This is a genomic window from Labilibaculum sp. DW002, assembly GCF_029029525.1.
GTDB lineage: Bacteria > Bacteroidota > Bacteroidia > Bacteroidales > Marinifilaceae > Paralabilibaculum > Paralabilibaculum antarcticum.
Genome location: NZ_JAKJSC010000008.1, coordinates 58,686 through 71,852 on the forward strand (window position 1 = coordinate 58,686; position 13,167 = coordinate 71,852).

At 34.1% G+C, this 13,167-nt stretch carries 8 protein-coding genes; 5 read left to right on the plus strand and 3 right to left on the minus strand.

All coding sequences use genetic code 11. The features are described 5' to 3' along the window. Positions 1 to 42 precede the first annotated feature (42 nt). The gene (locus L3049_RS19255; RefSeq protein WP_275111461.1) at positions 43 to 561 is read left to right on the plus strand and encodes a GNAT family N-acetyltransferase; all 519 of its coding nucleotides are present in this window, start codon (positions 43 to 45) and stop codon (positions 559 to 561) included. Here the strand turns inward: L3049_RS19255 and L3049_RS19260 are convergent. Continuing rightward, positions 558 to 869, minus strand: a complete 312-nt coding sequence (locus tag L3049_RS19260; RefSeq protein WP_275111462.1) for an STAS domain-containing protein — start codon at positions 867 to 869, stop codon at positions 558 to 560. The genes L3049_RS19255 and L3049_RS19260 overlap by 4 nt on opposite strands. Before the next feature lie 297 nt (positions 870 to 1,166). Between L3049_RS19260 and L3049_RS19265 the strand changes: the two genes are divergently transcribed. The 3 genes from L3049_RS19265 to L3049_RS19275 all read left to right on the plus strand — a co-directional run bounded on the left by L3049_RS19265 (position 1,167) and on the right by L3049_RS19275 (position 8,052). Continuing rightward, entirely contained in the window at positions 1,167 to 4,430 is a 3,264-nt protein-coding gene (locus L3049_RS19265; RefSeq protein ID WP_275111463.1) for a S41 family peptidase, read from the plus strand. Positions 4,431 to 4,915: 485 nt separating this feature from the next. Then, positions 4,916 to 7,336, plus strand: a complete 2,421-nt coding sequence (locus L3049_RS19270) for a S9 family peptidase (RefSeq protein ID WP_275111464.1) — start codon at positions 4,916 to 4,918, stop codon at positions 7,334 to 7,336. Positions 7,337 to 7,470: 134 nt separating this feature from the next. Further along, positions 7,471 to 8,052, plus strand: a complete 582-nt coding sequence (locus tag L3049_RS19275) for a HutD/Ves family protein (protein WP_275111465.1) — start codon at positions 7,471 to 7,473, stop codon at positions 8,050 to 8,052. Positions 8,053 to 8,065: 13 nt separating this feature from the next. Here L3049_RS19275 and L3049_RS19280 read toward each other — a convergent pair whose 3' ends face one another. Continuing rightward, on the minus strand, positions 8,066 to 8,902 hold the full coding sequence (locus L3049_RS19280; protein ID WP_275111466.1) for a LytR/AlgR family response regulator transcription factor: 837 nt from the start codon (positions 8,900 to 8,902) through the stop codon (positions 8,066 to 8,068). 6 nt (positions 8,903 to 8,908) lie between these two features. Then, positions 8,909 to 11,815: a sensor histidine kinase gene (locus L3049_RS19285; protein WP_275111467.1), complete on the minus strand. Its 2,907-nt coding sequence runs from the start codon at positions 11,813 to 11,815 to the stop codon at positions 8,909 to 8,911. A 259-nt stretch (positions 11,816 to 12,074) separates the two neighbouring features. Between L3049_RS19285 and L3049_RS19290 the strand changes: the two genes are divergently transcribed. After that, positions 12,075 to 13,097, plus strand: a complete 1,023-nt coding sequence (locus tag L3049_RS19290; protein ID WP_275111468.1) for a hypothetical protein — start codon at positions 12,075 to 12,077, stop codon at positions 13,095 to 13,097. Positions 13,098 to 13,167 lie beyond the last annotated feature (70 nt).

Sequence of the window (13,167 nt, forward strand, 5' to 3'; positions counted from 1 at the left end):
TCCTCAAAATTAACTATCTTTCTATCTTAAAATTTACCTTTTATGAAGATTCAAATTCGCCCAGAAAACAAAAACGATTATAAAATCATATCTATGGTTAATGATATGGCCTTTGGACAAGAAAACGAAGGTATTTTAATTGAGAAACTGCGAAAAAATCGAAAATTCATAAAAGAACTCTCCTTAGTAGCTTGTATGGGTAATGAGATCATTGGTCACATCTTGTTTTTCCCCATTAAAATTAATTCAGAAAAAGAAAGCTTTGAATCTTTAGTATTAGCGCCAATGTCCGTTATTCCAGAACTACAAGGTTTAGGTATTGGATCCCAATTGGTAGAAAAAGGCATTGCAAAAGCAAAAAAATTAGGACACCAATCAATCATTGTTTTAGGCCACGAAAAATATTATCCAAAATTTGGATTCAAAGCAGCTTCTGAATTCAATATCAGTCCTCCTTTTGATGTTCCTGATCAAGTTTTCATGGCCAAAGAAATACTGCCAGATGCTTTAAAAGACATAGCAGGATGCGTTGAATACCCTAAAGAGTTCAAGGATCTTTAATTTTTGAAGATCACAAAAGATTCTTTCATTCCAACCAACTCAATCAATTCCATTACATCCTCAGAAACATTCATGTAGGAAAAGATTTGATTGTTTACACGAGCGAATTCGGCAATTGCCTGTAAGGCGGAAAATCCCTCACTATCAATAAAACTCACACCTCGTAAATCGAGCACTACTTGCTGCCCTGATTTTTCAATAAATTCATTTATCTCCTTTTTCACTAAGTCTGAAATTTTAGCGTTAATTCTCTTTACTCCTTCCAAAGATGCTATAACAGACTGCTCTTTCACTTGATAATTTAGCATATCGAATTCAATTGATTTTAAGCAATATATTTTCGAAACAAAGAAAATAATTTTTCTTAAAAACACAATTCGTAACAGCTTAATTCTAAAAGCTTTTACACGAACGAACAAAGTTCGATTCCGAACAGCTATTTGTCCACTTTCGAACAATAAATATTACTGTTGAGCAGCCACTCTTTTACTAAAACGACACATTACCAGATGCTTATTTGCTTTGGTACAAATTATGATAGAAAAACTTGATTATTACTAAATAGTAAACCTAAGACCTTAATTTTTAACACAAATTAATAAGACATGATTAAAAAGTTGTTTTTCATTACCACATTTCTAATTGCTCTTGCTAAAAGTCTTCTAGGTATGGATACTCCTCAGTGGCTTAGATATCCATCAATCTCTCCCAACGGACAAACTATTGTCTTTGAATACCATGGTGATTTATTCACAATATCATCGGACGGAGGTGTGGCTACAGCACTTACAACAAATCAAGCTTACGATTATCAGCCAATTTGGTCACCAGATAGCAAAACAATTGCTTTTGCATCGAATCGATATGGCAATTTTGATATTTTCACAATACCAGTTGAAGGAGGAACTCCTCTTCGACTCACCTATAACTCTAGTGGCGAAACACCATCTAGTTATACACCTGATGGGCAAAACATTTTATTTTCATCATCGATAAGCGATGATTCTAAGAATGCAATGTTTCCTTCTGGAGTACTTCCTGAATTGTATAGCGTTCCTGTTGCTGGAGGTAAAACTACTCAAGTTTTAACGACACCAGCATTGGATGCTAAGTACAATAAAAACATGGATTTGCTTCTTTATAGAGACAGCAAAGGATATGAAGATCATTGGAGAAAACATCACACCTCGGCAGTTACACGAGACATTTGGTTATACGATGTCAAAAATAAAAAACACAGCATGTTTTCAACCTTTAAAGGTGAAGATCTTTACCCTGTTTTTAATGCTGCGAACGATGCGATTTTCTATTTATCGGAAAAGAGTGGAAGTTTTAATGTTTGGAAGGCTCCTGTAAACAACAAATCTCAGTTAAAACAAATAAGTAGTTTTGAAAAACATCCTGTTCGTTTCCTAAGCATTTCTGAAAACAACACACTGTGCTATTTTTGGAATGGAGAAATCTACACGCAAAAAGAGGGTGGAGATCCAGTAAAATTAGCTGTTAGTGTTGCTACAGACAATAAAGAAAATGCAGTAAGCTTCGAAAAATTAAGAAGTGGTGCCAGCGAGATGACTGTCGCTCCTAATGGAAAAGAAATTGCTTTTATTGTTCGTGGTGAGGTGTTTGTCACTTCTGTAGATTATGGAACAACCAAACGAATCACAAATACTCCTGAGCAAGAGCGTAGTGTTAGTTTTAGCCCTGACGGGAAAGCTTTATTATACGCTTCAGAAAGAAAAGGAAGTTGGAATTTATATCAAACAAAAGTTGTTCGCGAGCTCGAAACAAATTTTGCCAATTCAACCTTATTAAAAGAAGAAGTTGTTTTAGAATCGACTCCTGAAACATTTCAACCAAAATTTTCTCCTGATGGAAAAGAAGTGGCTTTCTTAGAAGAACGTACAACTCTAAAAGTAATCAATCTTAAAAGTAAAAAAGTCCGTACTATTCTTGATGGAAAATGGAATTATTCATATACTGATGGTGACCAACATTACGACTGGTCTCCTGATAGTAAATGGTTCTTAGTAAATTTCTATCCTCACACAATTTTCATGGCCGATGTAGCATTAGTAGATGCTCAAGGCAATAAAAAAATGGTAAACCTTACCCAAAGTGGATACAGCGATTCAAATGCCAAATGGTCTCTCAAAGGAAATGCAATGATTTGGGATACTGACAAACGAGGCTACAGAAGTCATGGTAGCTGGGGATCTCAAAACGATGTTTATGCGCAATTCTTTACTCAAGAGGCTTTCGACAACTTCAAACTTTCAAAAGAAGAAAAAGAGCTGATTGAGGAAGAAGAAAAAGCGAAAAAGGAAAGTGAAAAAGAAGAGGAATCTTCTAAAAAAGATAAGAAAGGCAAAAAAGACAAGAAGGATAAAAAGGAAGATGAAGAAGAGAAAGATTTGAATATCGAATTTTCTGGTTTGGAAGATCGTCAAATCTGCTTAACGATTAATCCTTCAAAATTATCTGATGCAATTTTAACTCCTGATGGAAAGAAGCTTTTCTACCTAAGTAAATTTGATGGTGGATATGACTTATGGGTTAACGATTTAGTTGAAAATTCGACTAAAAAGGTATTAGACTTAAAAGGTGGTGGTGGTGCTATGCAATTCGACAAGGATGCTAAAAACCTATTCTTAATGTCGGGTAACAGCATTATTAAAGTTGATGTTGCTAGTAATAAACGTAAGAATATCAGCTATAATGCTGAAATGTATTTGGATAAGGCCAAAGAAAGAGAATATTTATTTGAGCACGTTTGGCGTACCATGCTAAGAAAATTTTACGATCCTGAAATGCATCAATTGGATTGGGATTTTTACAAAGCTGAATACAAACGCTTCTTACCTTACATCAACAACAATCACGATTTCTCAGAAATGCTAAGTGAATTACTAGGTGAACTAAATGCCTCTCACACAGGTTCTGGCTATCGCTTCAGAGCAAGCAATGCTGACAATACTGCGAAACTAGGAGCATTTTTCGACTGGAATTACAAAGGTGATGGACTAAAGATTATTGAAGTTCTTGAAAAAGGTCCTCTTAACAAGGCTGATTCTAAGATTAAAGCTGGTGTTATTATCGAAAAAATTGATGGTGTTAGTTTAAGTAAAGATAAGAGCCATTATCCTCTACTGAATCACAAATCTGGTAAGAAGGTATTATTGAGCCTTTATAATCCAGCAACTAAAAAACGTTGGGATGAAATTGTTAAGCCTATTTCATGGACAGGAAATTTATTGTACGAACGTTGGGTTAAAAACTGCCAAAAAGAGTGTGATAGACTTTCAAACGGACGCATTGGATATGTCCACGTTAAAGGAATGAACTCTGCCAGTTTCCGTAAAGTTTACTCTGAAATGTTAGGTAAATATGGTACTCGTGAAGCCATTATTGTTGATACTAGATTTAACGGTGGAGGTTGGTTACATGATGATCTTGTAACACTATTGAGTGGTAAGGAGTATGCCAAATTTAGCCCTCGCGATCAATTATTTGGTTCAGATCCTATGTCAAAATGGAAAAAGCCTTCTGCTGTATTAATCAATGAAGGAAACTACTCTGATGCTTGTGCTTTCCCTTACGCTTACCAATATCTTAAGATTGGTAAATTAGTAGGAATGCCTGTTCCCGGAACAATGACTGCAGTTTGGTGGGAAACACTTCAAGACAAGAGCATTTACTTCGGCATACCTCAGGTTGGTATTAAAGACATGAAAGGTGATTACATCGAAAATCAGCAGATTGAGCCAGATATTCGAGTTGAGAATCAATTAGAAATGGTAACAAAAGGTAAAGATCAGCAACTACAAAAAGCGGTTGAACACCTACTAAACGAAATTGATAAGAAATAGTCTGTTTACAAAGATCCTGCAATCAAACACTTCTTCTTTTATGGAGATGTGTTTGGCAGGTACACACACACATTGACTATTTTTTTTTAGATGACTACAACTAGAGCCAGATAACAACTACAACATTAACTGGACAATTAAGTGTAAATGAGACGGAGCTCAACCCTCCTTTGATCACCTCAATTGAATTGAGCTTTGTTCTCATTTTATTGGTATGATATTTGCTATTAAACCACAACAAAAGAAACTATAAAAATATTCCATGCATGTTAAATTTACCTACTAGCCATCGGAATAATAGCTTGGCAACTTATTTTCTTACAAGTATGGTCAAGCAGCTGTTTATTATTCATATTTATGAAAATTGAGCAGATAATTTTTGCCGAAAATTACACGGAATAGGGGCCGATGTAGTTTTCGGCATTTTTTATAAAAAATTGACTTTAAATACAAACAGTGTTAAATTGGAACATAAAAATTAAATTATGAAACGACTAATGTATTTGCTAATCCTCCTAGCTTTTTCAAGTGCCAATGCACAGGAAAATTTAGGTTATCAAAAACCATCAGCAGAAATACTTGACCTTGTAGATGTTCAGGTAGCACCTTCTGTATTAATTGATGAAAGTAAAGAATTTATGCTATTACGTTACCGTGATTCGTACAAGAGCATAGCTGAACTTTCGGAGGAAGAAATGCGCTTGGGAGGCTTACGAATTAATCCAAAAACGAATATTGGAAGTCGAACCAATTATTACAACAACTTAAAAATTATTAACCTTAAAAATAAAGACAAACAGCCTGTGGAGGTTAAAGGGCTTCCTGATAATCCACGTTTAGCCAACTTTTCTTGGTCACCAGATCAGAAGAAAATTGCCTTTACTCATACCACCTTAAGTGGTGTTGAAATTTGGTTTGTTGATATGAAAAAATCAGAAGCTAAAAAACTAACCGAGGCAAATGTTAATGCAAACATGCGCGATGTAATTAATTGGTTTGAGGATAGCGAATCTGTTTTAGTTAAGATGATTTCTACGGATAAAAAAGACCTAATCGATACAAAAAGTTCGATTCCAACTGGGCCAACCATTTCAGTAAATGAAGGAAGTAAGGCACAAAACAGAACATATCAAGATCTGCTTAAAAATAAGAATGACGAGTATAATTTTGAACAACTGGCTCATTCGGAACTTTACAAGGTGAATATTAATGGGCAGAAAAATAAATGGCTAGGTGCAGCAATGTATAGCAGCATTAGTTTTTCTCCTGATGGCGAATACGTAATGGTAAATACTGTAGAAAAACCATTTTCTTATATTGTTCCTTACCGCAGGTTCCCATCAAAAACGACAATATATTCTAAAGATGCGAAGAAAATAGAAACCGTATTGGAAGTTCCTTTAATTGAAGAGCTTCCGAAAGGATTTATGGCAGAACGCACTGGCAGAAGAAATTTAGATTGGCGTGATGACAAAGCTGCTACTTTAACTTTTGTAGTTGCTCTTGACGATGGAGATCCAGAGAAAAAAGTTGATTTTCGAGATGAAGTTTTTGAGCTTGAAGCACCTTTTAATGGAGAGCCGAAAAGTATTCTAAAAACCATTAATCGCTTTTATACCATCAATTGGGCAAACGACAATACTGCCATTGCAATGGATTATTGGTGGAATACTAGAAATACAAAAGCCTACCTATTTAACCCATCAGATAGCAAGCAGGAAACTAAAATCATTTCTGATAGAAATTACCAAGACAAGTATAATGATCCGGGAAGTTTCGTTACCAAAAGAAATAAATATGGAAATTACGTTTTGGCTTTAGAAGGTGATAATGTATTCTTAATTGGTGAAGGGTACTCGGATAAAGGTCAATATCCATTTGTTGATAAAATGAACCTGACAACTGAAAAGAAAGAGCGTTTATACCAATCAACTTATGATGATAAAATTGAGGATTTAAGAGATTTTGATCCTAAAAACAACAAACTATTAGTGCGAATTGAGTCGAAAACAGATTACCCTAACTACTATTTCAGAAATTTAAAAAAGGAAGATTTAAAACAACTAACCAACTTCAAAAATCCTTTTAAAAGCATCCAAAACGTTCATAAAGAAGTATTAAACTACAAACGTGAAGATGGGTTGGAATTATCTGGAACTTTATATCTACCAGTTGAATATGACCTAAATAAGAAAGAAAAAATGCCAATGATTTTGTGGGCCTATCCTGAAGAATTTAAGGATAAAGCCAGTGCTTCTCAGAACACACAGAATCCAAATGAATTCACATATCCATATTGGGCATCCCCTATTTATTGGGTAACAAAAGGATATGTTGTACTTGACGATGCCTCTTTCCCAATTGTTGGCGAAGGTGAAACAGAACCTAATGACTCTTTCCGCAAGCAATTAGTTTCAAATGCAAAAGCCGCTATTGATGCTGTTGAAGCTTTAGGATATATTGATAGAAATAAAGTTGCTGTTGGTGGTCACTCTTATGGTGCATTTATGGTAGCAAACCTACTTAGTCATTCTGATTTATTTGCTGCAGGAATTGCGCGAAGCGGAGCTTATAACAGAACCTTAACACCTTTTGGTTTTCAAAGTGAAGAACGCTCTTATTGGGATGCTCCAGAGGTATATTACAACATGTCTCCTTTTATGCATGCAGACAAAATGAAATCTCCTTTGCTTCTTATTCACGGTGAAGCAGATAATAATTCGGGAACCTACCCAATGCAAAGTGAGCGCTATTTTAATGCTCTTAAAGGATTAGGAGCAAATGTTCGTTTGGTAATGTTTCCTAAAGAAAGTCATAGTTATCGAGCCAAAGAAAGCATATTACACTTGCTATGGGAACAAGATCAATGGCTTGAAAAACATGTGAAAAATCGAGAAGTTGAATAATTCTTAAATCTAAAAAAACACATACTAAGGGAATCTGTCAAATTATGATGGATTCCCTTTTTTTCTATCTAAAAAATCACTTCGCTTTTCATGGATTATAGTAGATTTGGAATACTTTTTCAAAACACCAACAAATGCAATATTCAATCATTACTCCTAACAATTTTGATACCATTAAGTGGTCGGGTGGAACTAGCACTGAACTACTAATTTATCCTCCAAATTCTGATTATAAACAAGGAAATTTTGATTTTAGATTAAGTACAGCAACAGTTGAAGTTGAAAAATCAAATTTTACTTCATTGCCAGGTATATCACGAAAATTAATGATTCTAGAGGGAGAAATAGAGATCACTCATGAAAATCAATATCGTAAAAAACTCGCTAAATTCGATATTGATAGTTTTGAAGGAGATTGGAAAACCTCATCGATTGGAAAGTGTGTCGATTTTAATTTAATGACGAGAGGAAATACAAATGGAGAATTAACAGCCATTTCTATTGCAGCTAAAGAAAAAGTTCAATGCCAAATAGAAGACACTATTGAACACCTCGTTTTATACATCTTAACAGGAGCCGTTCTTGTTCATACAAATGAAGAAATTCATCGTTTACCAAAAGGAAACCTACTTGTAATTCACCAATTAAAAGATGTGAAAATAAAGATCGAAGCAAAAGAAGACAGTGAATTAATAGAATCTAAAATCTTTAAATAAATTCAGTAGATATTTATTCGAGTATCCTTTTCCAAAATTGTGTAATACTTTTAAAAACACTTGAACCATTGTTTTTTTGTGTAAAAGTATCTTTAAAACTCTTACCAAATCGTTTGGAGGCAAACAGACTTGTCCCATCGTTTAGCGTAAGTTCCAATTCTTTATGATTGTAACGAAGTATGTATTCCTGGTTCACCAATAAACTGTTGCTAATTGGATAAAAATTGTAATCCATCATCAGCATTTCTTTGTAATAACCCAGGTTTCGAGTTGTTGTAAGTCTATCTCCATTGCTCAAGAAAACATAAGCTACAACACCGTCAGCTTCGAGGTATTTTATCTCATCAACATTTACAAACTCAACAATTCCATTGTGCAGATGCAAGGCAATCTTATTGGTTTTATTCAAATTATCTCCACCAACTCTATCCAATAACAATTTTATTTGCCGATTAAAATATTGCGTTTTCAGCTTGTCACATGCTTTGTTAACTGCCATAATCAAATCATTATCATCCAATGGCTTATAAAGAAAATCAAGCGCAGAATACTTAATCGCTCTCAAAGTGAATTCTTTGGCACTTTCCCCAGTTATGAAAATGATTTCGAAATCAATTTTCCCCTCCTCGGACAATTTTCGTAACAAATCGAATCCAGTCCCCTTAGGTAATTGTATATCTAAAAAAATAATATCAAAATGTTCCACAATTATCTTATCGTAGGCCTCATCAATGCTAAAAGCTTGCTGAATACTTTTGATCGATGGACACAGTTTCTCTATTCTCTGTCGAATATAGGTCGATGTATCTTTGACATCCTCCACTACTAATGCTGAATATACTTCTTGCATAATTGACTAATTTGAAAATATGACATGAACCTCCGTGCCAACATTTGTTTCGGCATATTCCAATCGAATTTGATAATCCAAATCGTTCAGAATTTCTATCTTTTTATTTATTAATTCCACTCCTCGTGATTGATATAGTTTTATTGATTCCTTTTTCAATTCCTCTGACTTTTCCCTACCGATTCCATCATCCTTTATAACACACTTTACTCCTTCTTCAAGTTCTGAAAAAGAAATTTGTAAAAACCCCATTTCTTCTTTCGGTTCCAAACCATGTTTAATGGCATTTTCGACCAGTGGTTGCAATATCATTGGAGGAATAGTCCTATTCAATAGAGAATCAGTAGAAACATCAATTTTAAAATCAAATTTCTCACTGTTGTGTTTCACCTTTTCCAATTCAATATACATCCTTAAAAGATCCACCTCTTCTTTCACACTTATCTCACTGCTAACCGAAGCTCCCAGCAAAACCTTTGAAGATTTGATAGATGCTTCCATGTAGGAACGAATTAATCGTGAAAATTTAATCAAATACTCATTGGCTATTTCTGGTTTATGAAGGCTAATTAAATTTTGAACCGACGAAAGAATATTAAATATAAAATGAGGATTTAACTGCGCTTGAAGGGTAGCAATCTCAAGAAGTTTTATCTTCCTTTCTCTATCAATCATTTTTAATTTGATATGGAATCGAGAATGCACAAAAAATCCAAGTATTAAAGTCAAAAGAATAAATCCAAACAATGCATGTTGATAGAATCGTGGTTCTTTATAAAACGGAAGTGAAATGCATATATGAATATGATCTTCTTTTATCACACTCAAATTTGGATTTCCTCCGGGACGAGCCATCACATGAAAACAGTACTTACCCGAAGCAAGATTTCGATAGTTTGCATATTCTTTTGTTGTCCAAGGACTCCATTCATCGTCTACTCCATCAAGTTTATATTTAAACATTGGACTAGTAGGCAATCCAAAGCCTATGGTTTCAAATGAAAAATCCAACTCGTTGCATCCGGAACACATCGTATACAACGAACGTGACAAAGTATCTGAAAATACAATTCCCTCATCATTTAATTTGCTAATTCTCACATCGTAAAAATCCGCATCGAAATTAATTTTGTCTAGATTAAGAACTGAAGTAGATGTTGTAGAAGGCACATAAAGCAAATTCCTATCTAGTAGAAATCCATTCTGGCAAACTTCTTCAGATAAAAATCCATTACGGAAATTAAACAGCTTAATTTTCAATTCTCCAGCATTAAAAAACGCCTTCAAATCCATCACAAAAATCTCCAATGATGTCCCTATTACGAGAAAGTTGTTATTTGATGAAATGATATCTGTAATATTATTATCTATAATTCCTTCGGCTATTCTTTTGCACTCATTTGTCTTTCCATTATACAACCAAAGTCCATTTTTCCCGCCAAGCCAAATATTATTTCTCTTATCGCGATGAATAACTGTGAAAGTTTGCGAAGGACACACTTTTGTTGAAGTAAATCTCTCCTCTTGTCGATTCCACATTGCCAAGCTAGATTTTGTTCCAACCCAAATATTCCCATCCTCATCAAACTCAATAGCAGAAGGATGGGAAGCAATAAATCTTTTACTTGAATCAATTAATATTTTAACATTCTCTTTTTCATCGATAAATCCGAGACCATTCAATTGGCCAAAAACAACTTGATTTGAAAGAGAATCATACTTGGAGATTAAAGAAATTCCAGTATCAAATTTCTTGGTTTGCTTGTAATCATATTTCACCAATCCATAATGGGTTGGGAAATATAAATCTCCTTTTGAATCTTTGCTAGCACCATAATAATAGTCTGTCTCTTTTCGATTATATGGTCCTGGAGCTACAATCTCACTTTTGGTTTCATTGTTAAAGTCATAACGATACAAAGCTTCCTTAAAAACGGCACCATAAAACTCTTGATCAGCACCTTTAATCAGAGTCCACACATCATTCATGAATGAACGTGGGTAATTCTTTATTACACCATTAAAAACCTGATAAAGTCCATTATCTGAACCAGACCAAATGTTATTATCACGATCAAATATTACAGGATAAGGTGCTTTTATAAAGCTCAAATCTATTTTTGTACTGGAACGCAAAACACTATCCAACAGGAAATAAGAATAATCATGTGAAAATAAATAGCTTTTTATAGGCAAATGTTTAACCTGAATACTATCAACAAGGTTATTGGTTTTGTAAACTGTAAAAAACTCCTTTTGTGATTCAGGATCAATATATCTATCAGTATTTCCAAGCACTTCGATGTATGCAATTGTTCCATTAAAATCTACTGCTCTTACCTCCTTACAGTCTGTATTAAATTCTTCTTTCTTGATTTTCCCATTGCAACAGCTATGAATCTCTTTTGATCCCTCAGAACTGAAATGCAACTTCTTATTTGCCTTATCATATCCAACAGAATTGACTGCACCTTTAATATCTTTTCCTATTTCGAATCTACAAATCTCTATGGAATCAGAATAATTGATTAGATTTTTAGCTGAAACAAGCCAATAATCATCATCTCCTACAAATACACGAGAAATATCAGAGAAAGTCGATAGTAACTTCATTTCTTTTCCATCATATCTAAATAGTTTATCGTAAGTTTTAACGTAAACTCGCCCCTGAGAATCACTATTGATTTTGAAAATTCTCTCCTTGGGTAAGAAGTGTTCAAAACTCTCACCATTAAACTTAACGATTCCTGACTTCGTTCCAGCCCAAATATACCCCGAGGGATCTTGATGAACAGCCATAACCTGAATTTGTGGTAAGCCTGAATGCGTCGTATAATTAATATACGGCCGTTCTTGTGCTTGTATGCTAAACCAAGTACAAATGAGTAGCAAGAATAAAAAAACTTGTTTCATTTAAGTGTTTATACAGATAGATTTAAGGTTTCCAAGCTCAAGATAATAATTCTAAATCGAATTATTATTCAATACATAACAAGTGAGCAAATAAGCTAATAAGTGGTCGCTAAGTAATTATTAATGACGAATAATTAATAATTAAGCCATTAATTCCGCCCACTTATTATCGAAATCTCCCACTTATTGTTTTTTGCTATTAGCTCTTATTATATCAGGCTATTTTAGAGACAAATTGAAAAACCTAAAAACTAAAATCATGAAAAAATCTCTACTCTTAAGCCTTATTTTAATAAGTTCAGTTCTTCTTGTACAAGCTCAAAAAAAAGTACTACTTCAACATGCTGGAACACCAACATTGCACACAACAATATCTGATGCTATAACTGCTGCAGTAGCAACGGACACCATTTATATTCCTGGTAGTACCTACAACGAAACAATTACTCTTGACAAACAATTGACCATCTTTGGAACAGGACATTATGCAGACTCTACTGCTGCTTCTGGAATGACACAAGTAATCGGAAATTTTTATCTCAACACCGGCTGTGATGGATCAAAAATTGAAGGTTTATATACAAACGGTTATATCTACACATCATCACAAACTATTAATAACATTACAATAAGTAGATGTCGAATTGGTGGACAAACTCAATTAAATGGAACTATTGACGGCTTTATTATTAGTGAATGTGTACTTCTTGGGACTGTTTCATCTTCTAACGCTGGTACTGCTACTAATATTGCAATTGAAAAATCTATTATTCAAGGACAAATTATTTATTTTAGAAATACCTCCTTAATATCAAATTGTGTACTGGTTCGTAATTATACTGGCTCTAGTGGTAGTGGATATAATTTCTATGACTGCCAAGGAATAGTATTTAGCTCTAATGTTATTCTAGATCAATCATGTAGCATACCAAACACTTGTGAATTTGATAACAATTTATTTAGAAAGGACTACGCAGGCTCGATGGGAGTCGATGATAATAACAACTTATTTAATCAAGACATTGCAAGCATTTTTGTAAATCTGGAAACAGGAAAAGAATATACTTTCGATTTTGCAAATGATTACCATTTACAAGCTTCTTCTCTAGGTGTGAATGCTGCTCTTGACGGAACAAATGTTGGAATATATGGAACAACTAACCCTTGCAAAGCTTCTGCCGTTCCATCCAATCCTCATTTTTTCAAAGTTGATATTGCAAGTGAAAATGATGCTGATGGTAAGTTAAGTGTGGAGCTAGGCGTACAAGCTCAAGACAGATAATTTCCTTTAATCCGATTAATTAATACACATCGGAAATACCCATAAAATAATTTATTAATGGTATAAATGG